Annotated in this window: 17 protein-coding genes; 8 read left to right on the forward strand and 9 right to left on the reverse strand. The window is 72.3% G+C overall.

Annotated elements, in window-relative coordinates; translation table 11 throughout:
* Positions 1–113: 113 nt before the first annotated feature.
* Complete coding sequence (locus GFD30_RS15310; RefSeq protein WP_153026069.1) at positions 114–470, reverse strand: pterin dehydratase; 357 nt, start codon at positions 468–470, stop codon at positions 114–116.
* A 504-nt stretch (positions 471–974) separates the two neighbouring features.
* On the opposite strand from GFD30_RS15310, the gene GFD30_RS15315 reads away from it, so the two are divergent.
* Positions 975–1385: a (deoxy)nucleoside triphosphate pyrophosphohydrolase gene (locus GFD30_RS15315; RefSeq protein WP_322633275.1), complete on the forward strand. Its 411-nt coding sequence runs from the start codon at positions 975–977 to the stop codon at positions 1383–1385.
* On the opposite strand, the gene GFD30_RS15320 is transcribed toward GFD30_RS15315, so the two are convergent.
* A complete protein-coding gene (locus tag GFD30_RS15320; protein ID WP_153026071.1) occupies positions 1382–2812 on the reverse strand; it encodes an alanine racemase in 1431 nt (476 codons plus the stop codon). The genes GFD30_RS15315 and GFD30_RS15320 overlap by 4 nt on opposite strands.
* A 36-nt stretch (positions 2813–2848) precedes the next feature.
* Here GFD30_RS15320 and GFD30_RS15325 point away from each other — a divergent pair, with 36 nt between their 5' ends.
* Genes GFD30_RS15325 through dgoD form a run of 3 tightly spaced genes read left to right on the forward strand, consistent with a single transcriptional unit; the run spans position 2849 to position 6101 of the window.
* Positions 2849–3256, forward strand: coding sequence for a RidA family protein (locus GFD30_RS15325; RefSeq protein WP_153026072.1), 408 nt, complete (start codon positions 2849–2851; stop codon positions 3254–3256).
* Between the two features lie 44 nt (positions 3257–3300).
* Positions 3301–4914: an N-acyl-D-amino-acid deacylase family protein gene (locus GFD30_RS15330; protein WP_322633276.1), complete on the forward strand. Its 1614-nt coding sequence runs from the start codon at positions 3301–3303 to the stop codon at positions 4912–4914.
* 41 nt (positions 4915–4955) lie between these two features.
* Positions 4956–6101 (forward strand): galactonate dehydratase, encoded by a 1146-nt coding sequence (gene dgoD / locus GFD30_RS15335; RefSeq protein ID WP_153026073.1) that lies wholly within the window; start codon positions 4956–4958, stop codon positions 6099–6101.
* Positions 6102–6134: 33 nt separating this feature from the next.
* On the opposite strand, the gene GFD30_RS15340 is transcribed toward dgoD, so the two are convergent.
* The gene (locus GFD30_RS15340) at positions 6135–6506 is read right to left on the reverse strand and encodes a MerR family transcriptional regulator (RefSeq protein WP_153026074.1); all 372 of its coding nucleotides are present in this window, start codon (positions 6504–6506) and stop codon (positions 6135–6137) included.
* A 56-nt stretch (positions 6507–6562) separates the two neighbouring features.
* On the opposite strand from GFD30_RS15340, the gene GFD30_RS15345 reads away from it, so the two are divergent.
* Positions 6563–7669: an alkene reductase gene (locus GFD30_RS15345; RefSeq protein ID WP_153026075.1), complete on the forward strand. Its 1107-nt coding sequence runs from the start codon at positions 6563–6565 to the stop codon at positions 7667–7669.
* Between the two features lie 60 nt (positions 7670–7729).
* On the opposite strand, the gene GFD30_RS15350 is transcribed toward GFD30_RS15345, so the two are convergent.
* The 3 genes from GFD30_RS15350 to GFD30_RS15360 all read right to left on the reverse strand — a co-directional run bounded on the left by GFD30_RS15350 (position 7730) and on the right by GFD30_RS15360 (position 15271).
* Positions 7730–10459 (reverse strand): S8 family serine peptidase, encoded by a 2730-nt coding sequence (locus GFD30_RS15350; protein WP_153026076.1) that lies wholly within the window; start codon positions 10457–10459, stop codon positions 7730–7732.
* Positions 10460–10673: 214 nt separating this feature from the next.
* Positions 10674–13943, reverse strand: coding sequence for a S8 family serine peptidase (locus GFD30_RS15355; RefSeq protein ID WP_153026077.1), 3270 nt, complete (start codon positions 13941–13943; stop codon positions 10674–10676).
* 563 nt (positions 13944–14506) lie between these two features.
* Positions 14507–15271 carry a hypothetical protein gene (locus tag GFD30_RS15360; RefSeq protein WP_153026078.1) on the reverse strand — a complete coding sequence of 255 codons (765 nt, stop codon included), beginning with the start codon at positions 15269–15271 and terminating at the stop codon, positions 14507–14509.
* Between the two features lie 41 nt (positions 15272–15312).
* On the opposite strand from GFD30_RS15360, the gene GFD30_RS15365 reads away from it, so the two are divergent.
* Complete coding sequence (locus tag GFD30_RS15365; protein WP_153026079.1) at positions 15313–16464, forward strand: DNA recombination protein RmuC; 1152 nt, start codon at positions 15313–15315, stop codon at positions 16462–16464.
* A 56-nt stretch (positions 16465–16520) separates the two neighbouring features.
* On the opposite strand, the gene GFD30_RS15370 is transcribed toward GFD30_RS15365, so the two are convergent.
* The 3 genes from GFD30_RS15370 to GFD30_RS15380 all read right to left on the reverse strand — a co-directional run bounded on the left by GFD30_RS15370 (position 16521) and on the right by GFD30_RS15380 (position 19648).
* Positions 16521–17882 carry a hypothetical protein gene (locus GFD30_RS15370; protein WP_153026080.1) on the reverse strand — a complete coding sequence of 454 codons (1362 nt, stop codon included), beginning with the start codon at positions 17880–17882 and terminating at the stop codon, positions 16521–16523.
* Positions 17882–18388: a SigE family RNA polymerase sigma factor gene (locus tag GFD30_RS15375; RefSeq protein ID WP_153026081.1), complete on the reverse strand. Its 507-nt coding sequence runs from the start codon at positions 18386–18388 to the stop codon at positions 17882–17884. Before GFD30_RS15375 ends, GFD30_RS15370 begins: the two co-directional genes overlap by 1 nt.
* A 297-nt stretch (positions 18389–18685) precedes the next feature.
* Positions 18686–19648 carry a 4-hydroxy-3-methylbut-2-enyl diphosphate reductase gene (locus GFD30_RS15380; protein ID WP_322633277.1) on the reverse strand — a complete coding sequence of 321 codons (963 nt, stop codon included), beginning with the start codon at positions 19646–19648 and terminating at the stop codon, positions 18686–18688.
* Between the two features lie 125 nt (positions 19649–19773).
* On the opposite strand from GFD30_RS15380, the gene xseA reads away from it, so the two are divergent.
* Positions 19774–21003, forward strand: coding sequence for an exodeoxyribonuclease VII large subunit (xseA, locus tag GFD30_RS15385; RefSeq protein ID WP_153026125.1), 1230 nt, complete (start codon positions 19774–19776; stop codon positions 21001–21003).
* The gene (locus GFD30_RS15390) at positions 21000–21215 is read left to right on the forward strand and encodes an exodeoxyribonuclease VII small subunit (RefSeq protein WP_322633279.1); all 216 of its coding nucleotides are present in this window, start codon (positions 21000–21002) and stop codon (positions 21213–21215) included. The genes xseA and GFD30_RS15390 overlap by 4 nt, the downstream gene beginning before the upstream one ends.
* Positions 21216–21529 lie beyond the last annotated feature (314 nt).

The following is a 21529-nucleotide window of genomic DNA, read 5'->3' on the forward strand; positions in this document are numbered from 1 at the left end:
GGAACCCGTGCAAGCAAAGAGGCCCGCACCTGGTGCGGGCCTTTCGCTTGTTCGGCGGATCGCCGGGAGGTGGGGTTCCCGGCGGTCCGCCGCGCCTGTGCCGCCTGCGGCGGCTAGTCGCCTCGCCGGAGCCAGCGGAAGCGGCCTCTGGAGAGGTGGGTCTCCTCGGCCGCGAGGTCTCCGGCGATGGTGATGTAGGCGGTCTCGACGCGGCCGGCGAAGGTCACGTCGGTGAGGCTGAACCCGCCTTCTTCGCGGGCGAGCACGATGAGCGTGGCATCTCCGATGCGCCGCACGTCCGCGTGGACGCCGAGCGTGTCGGCGAAGATCTTGATCTGCTCGGCGAGCTCGGCGTGCTGGGAGTCGTCGAGCGGCAGCGACCGCGAGAGACGGCCGTCGTCCGCTACCCAACCGTTGAGCTCCCTCAATGCGTCCAGCAGCACGTTGTCGTCTTGCTCCGTTCTCCCCATGGCACCGTCGCCATTCGTCGTCGCCGTTCCGAAGTGCCGCGTCCAGCAGAGCTGCGCCCTGCCGGAGCAGGACCGCGACCGATCAGTAAGGTTGGTCTGACAGCGACCCGGCAGCACGAGGGGCGTTCGTGTCTGAATTGTCGCCGGATCTTTATCATTTCTGAACCGAGTCTTCCGCGTTGTTCAGCTTCTGTCCAGACCGGCAAACGGGATTAATCGGGTATACCGGTTATCAAGGGACAGTTCTTGTCTGGTTCTGTGCCGACGGACACGATTCCTGACCGCCCGGTCCATGCAAGATCAGCCGAACGTATGAGCAACAGGGTGCTCATTGATGTTCACGCATCGTCATTGTTCGCACGAAAGATAACGAAACGCCTTCATCCCGGCAACAGCCGTCAGGCGCCGCTTCAGCTCCCCTTCAGGTACTCCCGGCTACCGTCGAGACCGGGGGTCCTTTCCCAGCCGCCGCATGGGCTTCCGGCGTGCCTTAGACTCCGGCCGGTGAGCGAACCCAGCACCGCCGGACCCCGCATCGTCGTCGCCGCCGCGATCCGCGACGGCCGCGCGGTCCTGGCCGCGGCCCGCGCCTACCCGCCCGAGCTCGCCGGCCTCTGGGAGTTCCCCGGCGGCAAGCTCGAACCCGGCGAGACCGAGGCCGAGGCGCTCCGGCGCGAATGCCGCGAGGAGCTCGGCGTCGAGATCACGGTCGGCGACCGCGTCACCGGCGACCTCGCCACCGGCGGCGGCCGGTTCCTGCTGCGCGTCTACTACGCCGGTCTCGCGAGCGGCGAACCGCACCCGAAGGAGCACGCCGAGCTGCGCTGGCTCCTCCCCGAGGAGATCGACTCGGTCCCGTGGCTGCCGGGCAACCGGCCCGCGGTCGAGGCGATCCGGGAGGCGCTGGGCGCCTAGAAGAAGGTGCGGATCGCGTCGACCACTCGGCCCGTCTCCTCGTCGACGACCGGGATCAGGCGCCACTTGTCGAAACCGGTGCACGGGTGGGAGAGGCCGAGCCGCACGATGTCGCCGACGCCCAGGTCCTCCGGTGCGCCGGTGAGGAACAGGTGCTGGTCGCTGATCTGCGGGCATCCGCTCCCTTTGAGGCCCAACGGGATCGGCAGGTCCTGGTCGTAGGGGAAGTCGCGCCGGCCCCCGTCGAGGATCGCCAGTCCCGGCTCGGGGCGCGAGAGGACCTGCGCGCGGCCTTCGAGGGCGGGGCGGAACCCGGGACCGTCGCCGCCGCGCGCGGCGGGGGTCATGCGGGCGTAGAAGCCGTGGTCGTGGACCAGGTAGGAGCCGGAGCGCAGGAGCACCTCGGCCTCGCCCGCGAGCGGCCCGAGGACCGCCGCGACCCGGTCGAAGTACGCGCTGCCGCCCGCGGAGATCACCGGCCGGTCGGTCTCGAAGTCCAAGGCGGCGTAAAGGGTCGCGAGGTCGCCGAGGTAATCGTCTACGGCCGCGAGCGAACCCGGGTCGGTGCCCGACGCCACCGACCCTTCGTATCCGGCGACGCCCGCCAGGCGCAGGTTCGGCGCGGCCGCGACGCGCGCGGCTACCGCGAGCGCGGCCTCGACGCTCCGCGCCCCGCCCCGCCCGCCCGGGGTGCCGAGCTCGACGATTACGTCGATGGTCGTAAGCGCGGCGGCCGAAACCCTGTCGATGGTCACCTCGGAATCGGAAAAAAGTGCGATGTGGGTGCCGTTCTGCGCCCATACGCTTAGTCGTGCGAGCGCAGCAGGATCGGCGATCTGGTTGGCGACGAGGATGCGCGGCACGCCGAAATGGCGCGCCACGCCGGCCTGAAAGGGGGTGGCGACAGTGATGGCGGCGGCGCCGGCTTCGAGCTGGCGGCGCCACAGTTGGGGGGCCATGGTGGCCTTGCCGTGAGGGGCGAGCGCGAGGTTCCGATCGGCGCACCACGCGGCCATGGCGCGGAGGTTGTGTTCGAGGGCCTGCGCCGAGAGGGTGACGACGGGTGTGGAGAGCTCGGCGGCGAGCGGACCGGTGGTAAGCCGCCGGGTCCCGGCCGGGCCGCCGCCGCGGGGCGGCCCGGCACCGGGGACACGGGCGAGCGCGTCGGCTGCGGCGCCGGTGCCCGACGGAGCGACGGGTCCCCGGGCGAGGGCCGGGTCATGACCGGCGATCGGGTCGGCAGGGCCGCCCGGGGTGGAGCGGGCGGGAGCGGGCGGCGGCGCAGTGGCGGGGTGGGTGGGGGTGGGGGGCGGGGGGCCCGAAGCCAGCCATTCGGCGATGGTCAGGCCGTGGGCTGCGGCGGGGATGCCCTTGTGGCGCCAGTCGAGGACCTCGTCGTGGAGGGCGGCCAGCCGGGTCGTGTCCATCGTTCCCCGCAATCAATAGGAAGGTATCTTCACTATATGACCGAGAAACTCGCGATCCGCACCGACGCCGCCCCCGCTCCCGCGCACGCCTTCCCGCAGGGCGTGCGGAAGGGCCCGCTGCTCACCGTCTCCGGGCAGGGCCCGGTGGACCCGGCCACCGGGGAGTACCTGTACCCGGGGGACGTGAAGGCGCAGACGCGGCGGACGCTCGAGAACGTGGCCGCGATCGTCGAGGCGGGCGGCGCCGCGTTCGCGGACGTGATGATGCTCCGCGTGTACCTCGCCGACCGCGGGGACTTCGCCGCGATGAACGAGGTCTACGAGGCGTTCCTCGCCGAGCGGATCGGCGGCGCCGCGCCCTACCCGTGCCGCACGACGGTGGTCTGCACGCTCCCGAGGGCCGAGATGCTGGTGGAGATCGACGCCCTGGCCTGCGTAGACTGACCCGGCTTGCCGGTCGGGGAAGGCATGTTCGGAGGGGGCGCCTGGTGGCTGCAGAGGACTTCGTGATCCGGGGCGCCGAGATCGCGGACGGGACCGGCGCGCCGCGCTACCGAGCGGACGTCGCGGTCCGCGACGGGCGCATCGCCGAGATCGGCGAACGCCTCGCCGATGGCTCGGGGCGCGCGAGGACGGTCGACGCCGGCGGGCTCGTGCTCGCGCCCGGCTTCATCGACATGCACGCCCACTCCGAGCTCGCGCTCCTCACCGACCACGACCACCTCGCGAAGCTCGGCCAGGGCGTCACGCTCGAAGTGCTCGGGCAGGACGGCCTCTCCTACGCGCCCGTGGACGACGCGACCGCACCCCAGATGTGGAAGGCCATCGCCGCCTGGAACGGGCGCCTCGACGTGGACTACGACTGGCGCACGGTCGGCGAGTACCTCGACCGGCTCGACCGCGGCATCGACGGCCGCGGCATCCCCGTGAACGCCGCCTACCTGGTCCCCCACGGGACCGTCCGGATGCTCGCCATGGGCTGGGACGACCGGCCGCCGACCCCCGCCGAGCTCGATGCGATGAAAGCCCTTGTCGCCCAAGGCATGGAAGAAGGCGCCTTCGGGCTCTCGGCCGGGCTCAGCTACACGCCGGGGATGTACGCCGGCACCGCCGAGCTCGTCGAACTGTGCGCAGTCGTCGCCGAGTACGGCGGGTACTTCGGGCCCCACCAGCGCAGCTACGGCGCCGGCGCCATGGAGGGCTACGCGGAGATGATCCAGATCTGCCGCCAGGCCGGCTGCGCCCTGCACCTCGCGCACGCCACCTTGAACTACGACGTGAACGCGGGCCGCGCGGCCGAGCTGCTCAAGCTCGTCGACGAGGCGCTCGACGAGGGCGTGCCGGTCAGCCTCGACACCTACCCCTACCTGCCGGGCATGACGATGCTCGCGGCGCTCCTGCCGAGCTGGTCGCTCGCGGGCGGCTACGGGGCCCTCCGCGAACGGCTCGAGGACGCGGACGCGCGGGCGCGGATCGTGCACGAGCTCGACGTGACCGGCACCGACGGCGCGAACGGGGTGCCCGCCGACTGGGCGAAGTACGAGATCGCGAGCGTCGCCAATCCCGAACTGCGCGAGTACGTCGGCAAGCCTGTCGCCGAGGCCGCCGGAGGGCGGCGGCCCGCCGAGTTCTTCCTCGACCTGCTCGTGCGCGACGACTTCGGCACCGGCTGCCTCATGCACGTGGGCAACGAGGAGAACGTGCGCGCCATCATGCGGCACGGCGTCCACACCGGATCGTCGGACGGCGTGCTCGCCGGCGAGAAGATCCACCCCCGGGCGTGGGGCTCGTTCGCCCGCTACCTCGGCCACTACACGCGCGAGCTGGGGCTGTTCAGCGTCGAGGAGTGCGTGGCGCACCTGAGCGGGCGCCCGGCCGCGGTCCTCGGGCTCGGCGACCGCGGACTCGTCAAGGAGGGATACGCGGCCGACCTCGTCCTGTTCGATCCGGACACTGTGGACGCGATGGCGACGTTCGCCGAGCCGCGCCGGCAGGCCGCGGGGATCCCGTACGTGTTCGTCAACGGCGCCTTGGCGGTCGACGAGGGGCGGCGGACCGAGGTCCTGCCCGGCCGCTCGGTCCGCCGCCCCGGCTCCCGCTGACGGGCCGGCCGGAGATTCCTCCACGAGAGATTGAGGTTCCCTTGAACATCGCCAGAATCGAGACCTTCCTCGTACCGCCCCGGTGGCTGTTCGTGCGCGTCGAGACCGACGACGGGATCGTCGGCTGGGGCGAGCCGATCGTCGAAGGGCGCGCCGAAGCCGTGGCCGCGGTCGTCGCCACCCTCGCCGAGCGGCTCGTCGGCGCCGACGCCTCCCGGATCGAGGACCACTGGCAGGTCATGACCAAGGGCGGGTTCTACCGCGGCGGCCCGGTGCTCTCCAGCGCCGTCGCCGGGATCGACCAGGCCCTGTGGGACATCAAGGGCAAGGCCCTCGGCGTCCCGGTGCACGACCTGCTCGGCGGTGCCGTCCGCGACAAGGTCCGGGTCTACACGTGGATCGGCGGCGACACCGTCGAAGCGCTCGCCGAGGACGCCCTGCGCGCCAAGGAGAACGGGTTCGACGCCGCCAAGTGCAACGCCGCCGCGCAGCTCGGGCCCATCGAGTCCCCCGCGGCCGTGCGCGCGATCGTCGACCAGTTCACCGAGCTCCGGGCGGCCGTCGGCGACGGCTTCGACATCGCGATCGACTTCCACGGCCGCTTCTCGACCGCGATGGCCCGCCGCGTGCTGCCCCTGCTCGAGCCGCTGCTGCCGCTGTTCGTCGAGGAGGTCGTGCTGCCGGAGTTCTCACGGGACCTGGCGGCCGTCACCGCCGGCACGTCGATCCCGATCGCCACCGGCGAGCGCCTGTACTCGCGCTGGGACTTCCGGGACGTGCTCCCCGCGGGGATCGCGGTCGCGCAGCCGGACCTCTCGCACGCGGGCGGGATCTCCGAGGTCCGCCGGATCGCGGCGATGGCCGAGGCGTACGACGTCGCGATGGCGCCGCACTGCCCGCTGGGGCCGATCGCCCTCGCGTCGAGCCTCCAGGTGGACTTCGCGACCCCGAACTTCCTCATCCAGGAGCAGAGCCTCGGCATCCACTACAACCAGGGCAACGACCTGCTCGACTACCTCGTGGACCCGTCGGTGTTCGCGTTCACGGACGGGTACGTGGAGCGGCCGACGGCCCCGGGCCTGGGCATCGAGGTCGACGAGGCGGCGGTCCGCAAGGCCGCCGAGGACCCGCACCGGTGGCGCAACCAGGTGTGGCGGCTCCGGGACGGCACCTTCGCCGAGTGGTAGGCGCCCGCGGGGCGGGTCGCGTCCCGCCCCGTCCTACCGCGCCGGTTCGGGGAGCGCCGCGGTGGCGATCACCTCGTCCAGGATGGACCTGGTGCGCTGGAGGTCGGCGATGGTGCGGTCGATCCGGTCGCGTTCGGCCATGAGCTCGCGGGCGAGGCTCTCCGTGGTGTGCTCGTTGGGGCCGCCGTCCTCGTCGTGGATGCACGGCAGGACCGAGGCCACAGTGGTCGAGTCGAGCCCGGCGGCGAACAGCACCTGGATGCGGATGACCCGGTCGACGGCCTTCTCGGCGTACTCGCGGTGGCCCCCGGGCGTACGCTCGGAGGCGAGGAGGCCGCGCTCCTCGTAGTAGCGCAGGGACCTGACGCTGACCCCGGTCCGCTTGGCGAGCTCCCCGATTCGCATGGCGTGCCTCACAATCCCTTGAACCTCACATCGGTGTCAGGTTCTACCGTACCCGTATGACGAACGAAACGACGGCCCGGCGCCTCTTCGAGCCGGTGAGGCTCGGCGCCCTGGAGCTCCCCAACCGCATGGTCATGGCCCCGATGACGCGCAACCGCGCCACGTTCGCGGGCGTCCCGCTGCCGCTCATGGCCGAGTACTACGGCCAGCGCGCCACCGCCGGCCTCATCGTGGGCGAGGCGTCCACGCCGAGCCCGGTCGGGTTCACGTACCCCGAGATCGCGGGCCTCTACGACGACGAGCAGGTCGAGGGCTGGCGGGCCGTGGCCGCGGCCGTGAAGGCCGGCGGCGGGCGCCTGTTCCTGCAGATCGAGCACGGCGGCCGGATCGGCCACCCCGACAACAACCCCGGCGGGCACCTGCCGATGGCGCCCTCGCCGGTGCGGCTCCCGGGCGGGATCCACACCCCGACCGGGCACCAGGAGGCGCCGGTCCCGGTCGAGATGACCGAGGCCGAGCTCAAGAACACGGTGGTCGAGTTCGCGACCGCGGCCCGGAACGCGCTCCGGGCCGGCGCGGACGGCGTGGAGGTCCACTCCGCCAACGGGTACCTGCTCAACCAGTTCCTGGCCACGAGCGTGAACCGGCGCACCGACCGGTACGGCGGCTCGGTCGAGAATCGGATCCGGTTCGTCGTCGAGGTGGTCGAGGCCGTGGTCGCGGAGGTCGGCGCGGAGCGGACCGGGCTTCGGATCTCGCCGTGGAACACCACGAACGGGATCGACGTGGCCGACAAGGACGAGCTGTTCCCGGCGCTGCTGGACGCGGTGTCGCACCTGGGCCTGGCGTACCTGCACGTGGCGTACGCGCGGCCCGAGGAGCCGCTGTTCGCGGTGATCCGGAGGCGCTGGGCCGGGCCGCTGATCGCGAACCCGGACCTGGGCGAGGAGCTTCCGATCCCCGCCGACGGCGGGCTCGCGAAGGGCGTGGCGCTGCTGGAGGCGGGCGCGGACCTGATCGCGTTCGGGCGCGCGTTCCTGGCGAACCCGGACCTGGTCGAGCGGTACCGGACCGGCGCGGCGCTCAACCCGGTCCGGGAGGACCGGTCGCTGTACGGCGGCGGCGCCGAGGCGTACACGGACTACCCGTTCCTCGACTCCTGAACGGCGCCAATGGAAACGGGGCTCCCCGCGGTGGCGGGGAGCCCCTTGGCGTCCGCCGGGTCAGGCTTCGGCGGTCAGTTCGGCGTCGGCGCCGGTGACGGCGCCGTCGGCGACCTCGGCGGTCGCGGCGGCGGCGGCGTACCCTTCGGCGCTGACCTCCAGGGTGCGTTCACCGGCGTCGGTGAACAGGACGTACTCGCCGTCGGCGGCGGTGACGGCCGCGGCGCCCGAGGCCGCGTCGTACACGCGCGCGCCCGCGACCGGGTCGCCCGTCTCTGCGTCGGTGACGGTGCCGCGCACCAGCCCGCCGTCGAGGGCGTCGCAGCCGCCGACGCGGACGTTGTCGACCATCCACCAGAACGCCCACGTGGCGTTGTCGGTGAAGTGGAACTTGAGCTGGACGGCGGTCTGGTCGGCCCACTCGGACAGGTCGACGGTCTCGACCGTGGCCTCGAGGTCCTCGTTGGTGTACCAGACCTGCTCCCAGGTGGCCCCGCCGTCGGCGGACACGAGCACCTCGGCTTCGGAGCCGATCCCGCCGTCCACGAAGAAGTTCGCGAAGGACAGGGTCGGTTCCGCGGCGGCGCTCAGGTCGAACGGCGCGGTGATCATGTCGGTGTCGGTGAGCAGCTCGATGTCGGAGGCGTCGGAGTTGGCCTCCGCGTACCCGCCCGAGCCGGGGGTCATGTTGCCGTAGTCCCACGGGTCGTCGAACACCCACGGGAAGTCGTCCTCGCCGTTGTTGACGACCTCCCAGCCGGGCGGCGCGGCGAGGGACTCGAAGCGCTCGTCGAGCACCTCGGATCCGAAGCCGGGCGCCAGGCAGCCCTCGGCGAGCGGCACCTCGATCAGTGCGGCGTCGTCCGGGTCCACGGTGAGGGCCCGGTAGCCGGGGTAGTCGGTCTCGACGGTCAGCGGCCAGTCGCCTTCGGCGGGGATGACCAGGCTGTACTCGCCGGTGAACGGGTCGGTCTCGGCGACGGCCTCGCCGCCGGCGGTCTCGACCGTGGCGTCGAGCGGCCAGCCCTGGCCGCCGCCGTCGACGACCTGCCCGGCGACCGTGCGGGTCTCCAGGCGCTCGATCTCGGCGTCGAAGACCGCGGCGCCGTTGCGGCCGACCCGCACGGAGCCGGTGGTCTCGCCGTAGAGGAACTTCGAGACGGTGACGTGGTAGCGCCCGGCGGGGATCCGCTCGAACGCGTACGCGCCGTCGGCGTCCGTGGTCGCTTCGCGGACGACGCCGCCCTCGAAGACGAGCCGGGCGCCGGCGACCGGGTCGCCGTGCTGGTCGGTGACGGTCCCCGACAGGGACCCGAACTTCCCGGCGGGCGCCTCGTCGACGGCGTCCTCGACGTCGATGCGGCCGTGGCCGTAGACGTTGTTGGCCTCGGCGTCGCCGGTGCACTGGTCGTCGGCGGTGTCGACGGCCGTGCCGGTGATCGTCTCGTAGACGGCCTCGTAATCGCCCTCCAGTGTGGGCGATGCGGACATCAGGAGCGCGATGGAGCCGGCGACGTGCGGCGCGGCCATGGAGGTGCCGTCGCCGGTGCCGTACTCGTCGCCCGGGAGGGAGGAGAGGACCTCGACGCCGGGTGCGGACACGTCCGGTTTGAGGGTCCCGTTGAGGCCGTGGCCGCGCGAGGAGAAGTCGGCGATCGCGTGGTCCTCGTCGTACGCGCCGACGGCGATCACGTTCTCGTACACGCCGGGGGTGCTCATGGTCAGGCACGCGGAGCCGTTGTTGCCGGCCGCGAACACCGGGATGATGCCGGAGGCGTGCCACAGGTCGACGACCTCGGCGTAGATCGGGTCGTACCCGGGGATCGTGGTGCCCCACGAGTTGTTGACGACGTGCGGCGCCTTCAGCGGGTCGGGGTTGCGGCCCTCCGCGTCGGTGGGCGCGGCGATCCACTGGCCGGCGAGGATGAGCGTCTCGATGCTCGGGCAGCAGCCGTTCACGGCGATCCACTCGGCGTCGGGTGCGACGCCGATGCCGTCGTTGCCGACCATGGTGCCCATGGTGTGGGTGCCGTGGCCGTCGTCGTCGCAGGGGGCGTCGCCTTCGCAGACGTCCTGGATGTCGTAGAAGTTGTAGTCGTGCGTGTAGGTCCCGTCGCCGTTGCTGCCGCGGTAGGAGTCCTCGAGCGCGGGGTGGTCGAACTGCACGCCGGTGTCGATGTTGGCGACGACGATGCCCTCGCCGGTGAAGCCGTCCTCCCAGACCTCGGGGGCGCCGACGTCGGCGACGCCCCATTCGGCGGCGGCGGACTGGACGGCGTCCCAGGTCTGGAACCCGCCGCTCGCCTCCTCCTTGCCGCCGGGGGCGATCGGCTCGATCATGTCGTACTCGGGTGCGGCCACGACCTGCTCGACGCTGTCGAGCGCGACGAGGTCGGCGAGGAGTTCCTCGTCGGCCTGGACCTTGATCGTGGAGGCGCCCCAGAAGGTCTCGAAGTCGGCGCCGGCCGCTTCGAGGGCGGCGACGGCCTCCTGCTGCGAGGATTCGGCGTACGCCTTGGCGGCCGCGACCGCGGCGACGCCCTGCTGCTCCTTGGTGTCGGCGGCGAGCGCCGCGTCGTAGTCGGGGGAGCCGGTGAAGAGGAGCCACAGCTCCGCGTCGCCCGCGTCGGCGATCTCGGCGACGAGTTCGGGGGCGACTTTCTCGGCTATCAGGGCTTCGGTGGTCTCGGCCTCCTGGGCGGCCGCACCGGAGGCGACGGCCCCCGGGACGAGCGCGCCGGCGAAGGCGGCGGCGAGGATGCGGCGCGTGCGCCGCTGTGCAACTGTCACGAACTCTCCTTTGGGGGGTGGCCCCGGCGGCGCCGGGGCCGTTGGGTATCGCAGGATTGCATCGGGTATTGACAGGTTGTCTGGGTAGATCCACTTTGGGATCCCCAAACGACGTACGCACCGAAGGCCCGTCACGGTTGCATTAGTTCTGATTTAGGCACAAGCGAAAGCCCCCTGCCGCTTCGGGCGGCAGGGGGCGGTCGTCACTCGCGCATCAGCAGTTGAGCTCCTCCAGGGTGAAGCTCAGGTCGGCGGTGTCGCCGGCCGGGAGCGCGATGCTCCCGAAGTCGGCGGCGTAGCCGTCCTTGGAGGCGATGATCGTGAAGTCGCCTTCGGGGAACCAGTACGAGTAGTTCCCGTCGGCGTCCGTCCAGAAGTGGAAGGACTCGCCGTCGGCGCTGCGGACCTGGACCTGGGCGTCGCCGATCGCGGCGGTGGCGCCGTCGCAGGTCTCGGCGAGGACGGATCCGGTCAGCTTGCCCTGCTCGACCGTGGGGACGACGAGCATGGACACGTTCACGACGGGCGCCTCGCCGGGGCCGACGTAGTCGGCGGTGAGGGTGGCCGTGTAGGTGCCCGGCTGGTCGACGCCGCCGGCGGCGGTGGCGCTGGTCTTCACGGTGACGCTCACGGACTGCCCGGCCGGGACGGTCACGGAGTCGACGCTGGTGGTGAGCCAGGACGTGTCGCCGGGGTAGCCGTAGCCGAGGATCGCGAACCCGCCGCCGCCGGTGGTGAAGGTGACCTCGCCGTCGGCGGTGCCCGTGTTGGTGAGCGTGAGCCGGGTCGACCACGAGGCGCCCTGCTGGACGTAGGTGCTCAGGGTCGTGGTGGCGACGCTGATCTCGGCGACGCCGATCGCGAAGTCGGCCGCGGCGATCCCGTCGGGGACGATCGCGACCTCCTCGGTGGCGGCGCCGTATTCGGCGACGACGGCCGTGAACTCGGACGCTCCCGAGCCGGGCGCGAACATCCAGTAGGAGCCGTCGGCGGCGGTCGCGGCCTGGTGCCCGGAGGCGGTGTGGGTGACGGTGGCGCCTTCGAAGGGCTCGCCGGTCTCGAGGTCGGTGACGGTGCCGCGCACGAGGCCGCCTTCGATCGGGGAGCATTCGCGGTCGGTGCCGACGAAGACGTCGTCGACCTCCCACCACCAGGCCCAGGTCCGGTTGTCGTTGTAGTGGAACTTGACCTGCGCCTCGGTCGCGTGGGCCCATTCGGACAGGTCGACGGTGACGGTCTGGTTGCGCGCGTTGGCCGTCGGGGCCCACACGGTCTCCCAGGTGGCGCCGCCGTCGGGGCTGAAGAGGACTTCGGCGACGGTGTTGTAGGAGCCCTTGTAGTAGTCGGTCGCGAAGCTCAGGACCGGTTCGTCGGCGGCGGACAGGTCGAATTCCGGCGAGATGAGGTCGGAGTCGAGCAGCTTGTTGCCCGAGCCCTGCTCGTCGGAGTCGGCGACGGCGAACCCGCCGGAGCCGGGGGTGCGGTTGCCGCGGGCGCCCGGGTCGTCGAACTCCCACGGGGTGGCGCCGCGGTCGACGACGGTCCAGCCTGCCGGGAGGGTCCCGCCCTCGAAGCGGTTGCCGAGCGGCTCGTACCCGTATCCGGGTGCGGTGCAGTTCTCGGCGATCGGGACTTCGATGGTGAGGTCGGCGGCGGCGACCGCGTCGACGGTGACGTCCTGGTAGCCGGGGTAGTCGGCGTCGACGAGCAGCTCCCATTCGCCGACCGGGAGGGTCAGCGAGAACGCGCCGGTGACCGGGTCGGTGGTGGTGGTGACTTCACCGCCGGTGGTGCTCACGGTCGCCGCGAGCGGCCAGCCGTGGCCGCCGCCGTCGACGACGGTGCCGGTGACGGTGCCCGATTCGACCGCGGTGAGGACGGCGTCGTAGACGGCGGCCTGGTCGGCTTCGACGGTGACGGCGCCGGTGGTCTCACCGTAGCCGAACTTGTTGACGGTGACGCCGTACTCACCGGTCGGGACGACCGGGATCGTGAACGCGCCGTCGGCGCCGGTGGTGGCGGTGCGGGTGAACTCGCCGGTGAAGACGAGGTCGGCGTCCGCGACGGGTGCGCCGTCCTGGTCGACGACGGTGCCCGTGATCGAGCCGGTGTCGCCGATCGGGGAGGCGAGGACCGCCGCGAGGGCGTCGAGCTTGCCGTGGCCCCAGACGTTGTTGAGGTCCTCGGTGCCGCCGCATTCGCCGTCGGCGGTGGGAACGGCCGATCCGACGAGCGCTTCGTACACGCCGTCGTAGTCGCCGTCGAGCGCCGGAGCGGCCGAGAGCATCAGCGCCACGGCGCCCGCGACGTGCGGGGCGGCCATGGAGGTGCCGCTCTTGAGGCCGTACCCGGTTCCGGGGACCGCTGAGCGGACCGAGACGCCGGGGGCGGCGATGTCGGGCTTGACCTGGCCGTCGCGGCCGGGGCCGCGGGCCGAGAAGTACCCGATCTCGCCGGCGGCGTCGAAGGCGCCGACGCCGATGACGTTCGGGTACAGGCCGGGCGAGCCGGCCGATTCGCAGCCGTCCTCGCCGTTGTTGCCCAGGGACACGACCGGGATGATCCCGGCGGCGTGCCACAGCGCCACGATGTCCTCGTAGAACGGGTCGTCGACGGACTGGGTGGTGCCCCAGGAGTTGTTGACGACGTCGGGCGCCTTGGACGGGTCGGGGTCGGAGCCGTCGGCCTTGGTGGGCGCGGCGATCCACTGCCCGGCGTCCAGGAGCGCGTCGGCGCTGGGGCAGCAGCCGTTCACGGCGATCCACTCGGCGCCGGGGGCGACGCCGATCTGGTTCTGGCCGCCGTCGTCGCCGACCATGGTGCCCATGGTGTGGGTGCCGTGGCCGTTCGCGTCGCAGGGGGCGTCCCCGGCGCAGCTGTTCGCGACGTCGTAGAAGTTGTAGTCGTGGGTGAAGGTGCCGTCGCCGTTGTTCCCGCGGTACTGGTTCACGAGGGCGGGGTGGTCGTAGTCGACGCCGGTGTCGATCGAGGCGACGACGACGCCGGTCCCGTCGTAGCCGAGGTCCCAGACGTCGGGGGCGTTGATCGCGTCGACGCCCCATTCGGCGGCGGTGGTGCCGAAGCCGGACTCGGGGACGGGTTCGATGAGCTCGTACTCGGGGGCCGGGACGATGGCGTCCACAGTGTCGATGCCGACGAGGTCGGCGAGGAGGTCCTTGCCGCCGACGGCGCGGACGGTGTTGGAGCCCCAGTAGGATTCGTAGTCGACACCGGACTGCTCCAGGAGGTCGATCACGTCCTTCTGCGAGGTGTCGGCGAATTCCTGAGCCGCTGCAACGGCTTCGGCGCCTTTCTCGGTCTTGGTGTCTGCGGCGAGGGCGGGGCTGAAGTCGGGGGCTCCTTCGAAGCGCACCCAGAGTTCGGCCTCGCCTTCGGTCTCGATCAGCGCGAGGAGGTCGGCTGCGACCTTGTCCTCGATGAGTGCGTCGGTGTCGGACTCGGCGAGGGCGGCGGTACCGGGCATGGCCGATACGAGCAGTCCTGCGGCCGCGGCCGCGAGAGTCCGACGCCATCGTCGTTGCGGATTCGTCACGACGGCTCCTGTTCTGTTGGGCTCCGGGTGCGGGGTTCCGATCGCGGAGCGGGTCGTCGCGCCGGCGCGCCGCGTGGATGCGCGGACGCCGACGAAGACACGGTGCCAGTCCACAAACGAACGCACAAGGCCCCACTTTGTATGGTTCGGGCACGCGTTCACAGAACTCCGGTAACGGCCAGATGATCCAAAGTGAACGAAAGGCCCGTACCGGGAGGGTCCGTCAGAGCCCCTGATCTCGGCGGATTCCCGCGCATGGGGGCGCGAACCGGGATGCTTCCGGGCACGGGGTAACGCTTCGTCAACAGCCCGGAAACGGAACGTCGATCAAAACATGTGAGAAAGATCACAAGGAAGGTTGTGCATACTCGTTGGGACCCTTGGGACTCGCATCAAGTAACGGCCGCATTACCCCTTCTGCACCCCGGGCGGGCGAAAGGCCCCCGCCGTCGCCGGCGAGGGCCTGAAACACAGTGCGGCGCGGGCCGCCCGGACTACTCGAAACCGCCGCCGAAGTCGCCCCCGCCGAAGTCCCCGCCGCCGAAGTCGCCACCGCCGTAATCGCCCCCGGAGTCGCCGGAGTCCGCCCCGGCGTCACCGGCGTCGGCCGCGCCGTCCTGGTAGCCCTCGGCGTACCCGCCCTCGACCGCGCCCATCGCGTACGCCGGGGCGATCATCGCGTCGATGACCATCAGCCCCACGAACGCGCCCGCGGCGCCCGCGAGCGCCGGCTGCCACCACGGCGTGTTGTACCAGCCGGACGGGACCGGGCGACCGTCCACATTGCCGCCCGGGTAGTAGTGGCGGTTCTCGTCGCTCGGGTCCGGCGAACCGGTGTACCGCCGGCCCTCGATCTCGGCGCTGACCGGCTCGGTGAGCGCCCCGGTGCGGCGCTGGCCGCGCATCACGGGGATCTCCGGGCCCGGGTCCATGTCCATCGCGGTGCGGGCGGCCCGCACGTAGTGCAGCCCCTCGATCGCGGTCTCGGCCGCGAGCCGGTACTGGTTGATCGAACGCGCCTGCTCGAGCTGGGAGCCGGCCGCGGTGTAGCGCTCGCCGGCGTCGGCCAGCGCCTGCCCGGCGGGGAGGTTGTCCCCCGGGGCGGTGAGGTTCATCGTCTGCCCGCCGAGGCGCTCGTGCAGGCGGCGCGCCTCCGCCTGCGCGTCGGCCAGCTCGGCCTCGGCGCGCTGCTTGTTGGACCGGACCACGAAGGCGATGACCAGCACGGCGATCACCAGGAGCGTCAACCACACGAACATGTTCAAACTCTACTCGGAGTCGCACGCCTACACTGGCCCCTATGACGTGGGTCCTATTGGCGGTGGTGTGCCTCGCGGCGGGCGGCGTCGGCGGCTGGTTCGCGGGCCGCTCGCGCCAGTCGGCGGAGCTGGCGGCCGCGACGGCCCGCCTCGAGGCCGCGGCCGAGAACGAGCACCGGCTCGAATCGACCCTCCGCGCGGTCGCCTACGAGGCGACCGACCACTCCCGCGAAGCGGTCGGGCAGGTCCTCGCCCCGATCGCGGACACGCTCGCCCGGTACGAGACCCGCCTCGGCGACGTCGAACGCGCCCGCCTCGACGCGTACGCCCAGCTCCGCGTCCAGCTCTCCGGCGTCGCCGACATCTCCGAGGGGCTCCGCGAGCAGACCGGGCGGCTCCTGGGGGCGCTGCGCTCCCCGCAGGTCCGCGGCCAGTGGGGCGAGGTGCAGCTGCGGCGCATCGTCGAGGCGGCCGGGATGGTGGAGCACTGCGACTTCACCGAGCAGCACACCGGGTCGGTCGACGGGCGCGCCGTCCGCCCCGACCTGATCGTGCGGCTGTCGGGCGGCCGGACCCTCGTGGTCGACGCGAAGGCCCCGCTCCAGGCGTACCTCCAGGCGCTCGAGATCGAGGACGAGACCGGCCGCGACGAGCTGCTGCGCACGCACGCGAAGCACCTGCGCCGGCACGCCGAGGCGCTCGCCGGCAAGGAGTACTGGCGGGCGTTCGACGACACGCCCGAGATGGTGGTGCTGTTCGTGCCCGCGGACGCGTTCCTCGACGCGGCCCTGCGCGGCGACCCGGCGCTGCTCGAGGACTCGTTCGCGCGGGGCGTGGTGATCGCCTCGCCCGCGACCCTGATGGCGCTGCTGCGGACGGTGGCGCACACGTGGCGCCAGGAGGCGCTGGCGCGGCACGCGAAGGAGGTCCACCGGCTGGGCCGGGAGCTGCACGAGCGGCTCGGCTCGGTCGCGGGGCATTTCGCGCGGCTCGGCTCGTCGCTGGAGGCGGCGGTCGGCTCGTACAACGCGGCGGTCGCGAGCGTCGAGTCGCGCCTCTTGGTGACGGCGCGGCGCTTCAGCGAGCTCGAGGTCGCGGGCGACCCGCCCGAGTCGCCGGCCCCGGTGGTGACCCCGGCGCGGCGTCCGACGTGGGACGCCGAAGCGGCGGTCGCCGACACGGACCGCCCGTAGCGGGCGGAAGGCCCGGGCCGGAGCCCGGGCCTTCGATTCGTACGTCCGGCGCCGGTTCAGGCGACCCGGTCGAGCACCGCGTCGAGCGTCGCGAAGTCCACCTGCGGGGCCTCGCCCGTGAGGGACTCGGCGCCCAGGCCGATCAGCAGGCCGCCGGGCCGGTACCCGAAGGCGGTGAGACCAGGTCGGTCGCCTTCGACGGTGCGGTGGACCGAGACGCCCGTGCCGTCGCTCTCGGTCTCGCAGGCGCCGCCGTCGCATCCGGCCCGGGCCGCGACGGCCTCCTCCGTGGCGTCGGCCGGCATCCGCTCGATCTGCAGGGACAGGCGCACGGTCTCCCCGGAGGGCAGTTCGGCCAGCGCGAACAGGACGTGGGTCCCCTCCGAGCCGTAGAGCGGGGTGTCGGCCGCGAGGCGGACGAGTTCGGCGCTACCGGTGTCCACAGTGGCTCCGGGGAGCTCGGCTCCGGCGGCGGAGGCCAGCGCTTCGGCGAGGGCACTCGGGAGCTCGGCCCCGGTCGCCGAGGCCGGCGCCTCGGCGAGCGTACCCGGAGCGGTCCCGGCGGACGCCTCCTCGTCGACGGGGAACGCCGCGAGGAGGCCGATCAGCTGGTCGATGTCCGGGATCGGGCGGTCCGACGCGAAGTGCGGGACGATCTCCATCGACACGATCATGCCGTCCTCGCGGAACAGGAACGCCGCTACCACCGGGAACTCCGCCGACCCCTCCGCCTCGGTGTCAGGGTCGAGGAAGTCGTCGCGCGAGCCCTCGATGCGCAGGACCCGCCCCTCGGGGCGGTCCTCCCAGGAGCAGTCGACGTTCCCGTAGGAGCACTCCTCAGACTCCATCTGTTCCTGGTAGTCCACTCCCGCGGGGTCCCAGACGGCCCCCGTCACCTGCGCCCAGTCGTCGCCGCCGAAGGTCACGGCCTCCTCCGTCCGGTACAGGCCCTGGTCGGCGCTGTAGTAGAAGCCGTCGTAGTCGGGGCGCGTGGTGAGGCAGACCCCGGCCGGTTCGGCGCCGAAGTCCGTGAGGGCCGCGAAGAACGCGGCGCTGTAGACGGCCGCCGCACGCTGCTGCTCCCCCGTCTGGACCTCCGGGAGCGGGCAGTCCGCGCGGTCGGCGCGGAGCGCCTGGCCGAGGAGGGCGTCGTCGACCGGGGCGGTCGGGAGCCCGCCCGGGACGACGGCGCCCGCGAGGGGCCGGTCCGAGTCGCCGCCGAAGGCCATCGGAAAGCCCACGGCCGCACCGACGGCGAGCACGGCGGCCACACCGCCGGCGACGGCGGCGCCGATCCGCCTGCGGCGGGTCACGCTGCGCCTGCCCGCCCTGAGGATCGCCATGGGGTCCACGCGGTCGACGTCCACCGGGCCGGAGGCGGCCGTGTCGAACAGGTTCCGCACTTCTGCTTCGTTCATCACTTGCTCCCTTGGACGGAGGGGCTCGGCGCCTCGTAGTGGTCGCGCAGGGTCTTGAGCCCGCGCGCGGTGTTGCTCTTGACGGTGCCGGTGCTGCACCGGAGGATGCTCGCGGTCTCTTCGACCGAGCGGTCCTCCCAGAACCGCAGCACGAGCGTGACGCGCTGGCGCATCGGCAGCCGGGCGAGGATGGCGGCGGCTTCGGCCCGGTCGCCCCGCGGTTCGGGGTCCTCCGGCAGTTCGGGCGGGTCGGCGTAGGAGCGCTCGCGCCGGAACCAGCCTCGGCGGGTCTGGTCGATCAGGGCGTGCGCGAGGATGCGGCGCGTGTAGGCGTCGACGGTCTCGCTGCGGGTCCGGTTCCAGGCGCCGTAGAGCTTGATCAGTGAGGTCTGGACGGCGTCCTCGGCGCGGTGCCAGTCGCCGCAGGTGAGGTAGGCGGTGCGGAGCAGGGCACCGCGGTGCCGCTCCACGTACGCGCAGAAGTCGTTCTCGGATTCGGGGGTCAATGGCTCGCCTTTCGTCGCTCGCCGTTTCTACGGAACGGGGCGGCGGCGAGGTTGCATACGGGAGGATGCGTCGAGCGGGCGGAGCGCCGGGGGCTGCGCCGGCGCCAGGTGCGATGTCCGGGCAGGCCCGGTCGGGTCGCGTGACCGGTGGTCGGCCTCCGGCGGGGAGTGGGCTCGGTGGCGATCGCAGCAGCGGAGCCGGCCCGTCAGGGCTTGGCTGCGCCCGGTCTGCTGTCTCGTCGGCGCAGGTCTCGGCGTAGGCGGGAGTGGTCGCCGACGACGTCCCGGGACGTCCGCCTAGGCCCGGCCGGCGGCCCTCAGGTCCGTGACGAGTTCGCGCGGGAGCTGGAAGGTGATCTTCTCGGTCACCGGCTCGAACTCCTCGACGCTCGTGAAGCCGCGCTCGGCGAGGTGCGCGAGGACGTCCTGCACCAGGTTGTCGGGCACCGACGCGCCGGAGGAGAGGCCGACGGTCGACGCGCCTTCGAGCCAGGCGTCGTCGATCTCGTGGGCGAAGTCGATGAGGTGCCCGGTGGTCGCGCCGTGCTGGATCGCGACCTCGACGAGGCGGACCGAGTTCGAGGAGTTCTTGGAGCCGACCACGAGCATCACGTCGCACTCGGCGGCGATGTCCTTGACGACCTGCTGGCGGTTCTGGGTCGCGTAGCAGATGTCGTCGCTCGGCGGGCTCTGGAGCAGCGGGAGGCGCTTCTTGAGCCGGTCGACCGTCTCCATCGTCTCGTCCACCGACAGCGTGGTCTGCGACAGCCACACGACCTTCTCGGGGTCGCGGATCCGCACCCCGTCCACAGAGTCGGGGCCGTCGACGAGCTGGATGTGCTCGGGGGCCTCGCCGGAGGTGCCGATGACCTCCTCGTGGCCCTCGTGGCCGATGAGCAGGATGTCGTAGTCCTCCTCGGCGTACCGGCGCGCCTCCTTGTGGACCTTGGTCACCAGGGGGCAGGTCGCGTCGATCGCCTTGAGGTTCCGCTCGGCGGCCTGGTCGTGGACCTCCGGCGCCACGCCGTGCGCGGAGAAGACCACCACCGAGCCCGGCGGGACCTCCTCGTTCTCCTCGACGAAGACCGCGCCCTTGCCGGCGAGCGTGTCGACGACGTGGCGGTTGTGGACGATCTCCTTGCGCACGTACACGGGAGCCCCGTAGAGCTCCAGCGCCTTCTCGACGGTCTCCACGGCCCGGTCCACGCCCGCGCAGTACCCGCGCGGCTTTGCCAACAACACTCGCTTCGGGTCTGCCACGCCTCGATGGTATCCGCACGCCCGGTTTGGTCACACCCCACAGTTACGCTTGCCACGTGACCGCCGCAGAGCAGACCAGCGCCGCCCCCGGCGCCCCGGCCCCGGCCACCGGGCCGGGCGCGCCGATGAGCGCCGAGAACCCGTGGCCGCTGCGGGTGGTGTCCAAGAAGATCGGCGACTGGCTCGCGCGCCTCGGCGAGGTGTGGACCGAGGGCCAGATCACCGAGATCAGCCACCGCGGCCGCACCGTCTACATGACGCTGCGCGACCCGTCGGCCGAGGTCTCGATGCGCGTCGTCGACTTCAACGGCGCGGTCGCGTCCTGCGACCCGCCGCTGCGCGACGGCGCGCAAGTGGTCATCCGGGCCCAGGCCCAGTGGTGGGACAAGAACGGCACGCTGTCCCTGCACGTGCGCGAGATCCGCCAGGTCGGGCTCGGCGAGCTGCTGGCGCGGCTGGAGCGGCTCAAGCGGCTCCTCGCCGCCGAGGGCCTGTTCGCCGCCGAGCGGAAGAAGCCGCTCCCGTTCCTGCCCTACAAGATCGGCCTCATCACCGGGCGCGCCTCCGACGCGATGCGCGACGTCCTCAAGAACGCCAAGGCCCGGCTGCCGTCCGCGGACTTCGCGGTCCGCGAGGTCGCCGTCCAGGGGCCGCGCGCGGTCACCGAGGTGTGCGCGGCGCTCGCCGAACTCGACCGCGACCCTGACGTCGAGGTCATCGTCATCGCACGCGGCGGCGGTTCCATGGAGGACCTGCTGCCGTTCTCGGACGAGACGCTGTGCCGGGCCGTCGCCGAGGCCGTCACGCCCGTGGTCTCGGCGATCGGGCACGAGCCGGACACGCCGATCCTCGACTACGTCGCCGACTGGCGGGCGTCCACGCCCACCGAGGCCGGCAAGAAGGTCGTCCCCGACCTCGCCGAGGAGCAGCGCGGCCTCAACATCAGCCGCACCCGGCTGCGCCAGGCGCTGAACGCGATGCTCACCAGGGAGTCCGACGCGCTCGCGGCGATGCGGGCGCGGCCGGTGCTGGCCCGGCCAGAGACGATGCTGGAGGCGCGGGCCGAGGCGGTCGCGAACCTCGTGCACCGCATGCGCGGCCGCGTCGACTCGCGCCTGGAGCGGTCCGCCGACGACCTCGGGCACTTGCGGGCGCGGCTCCGCGCCCTCTCGCCGCAGTCCACACTGGACCGCGGTTATGCGATCGTCACCGACGCCGGCTCGGGGGCGGTCCTGCGGGACGCGGCGGACGCCGGTGAGGCCATCGAAGTGCGGCTCGCGGCGGGGACGCTGCGGGCGGCGGTCGTGGAAGCGGCCGCCGAGACGGCCGCTGAGACAAGGGAGGACGGGCAGTGAGCACCGAGCAGACGGAGCGGTTGACGTACGAGGAGGCCCGGGCCGAGCTCGTGGCCACGGTCGAGCGGCTGGAGGCCGGCGGCGCCACGCTGGAGGAGTCGCTGCAGCTCTGGGAGCGCGGCGAAGCGCTCGCCGACCTGTGCCAGCGCCACCTCGAAGGCGCCCGGGAACGCCTCCAGGCCCGCATCGAACCCGAAGCGGCAGAGGATTAGCGAGCCGGGCGGAGCGTGAGTCGGCGTCGCGTCTGGCGTCTCGCGCCTCGCGCCTCGCGCCTCGCGCCTCGCGCCTCGCGCCTCGCGCCTCGCGCCTCGCGCCGACCGGACCTCATCTGACCTCATGCGGTCCCGCAGCGACACTCCCCCACTCGTTCGGGTGACATGGTCGGGTGCGGCGGGTTTTCTTGTCGGACCCGCCCGGAAGGATGGGGCCTACCTTTCCCCGGGTGGGTGGGGGTTTGGGATGGCAATACACGTAGCCCACCCACCCGCCCTGCGGGCGGCGCGCGTTCCCCGCACCCACAGCGGCT

The sequence above is a fragment of the Glycomyces albidus genome, from assembly GCF_009451885.1.
In the GTDB taxonomy this organism is placed as follows: domain Bacteria; phylum Actinomycetota; class Actinomycetes; order Mycobacteriales; family Micromonosporaceae; genus Glycomyces; species Glycomyces albidus.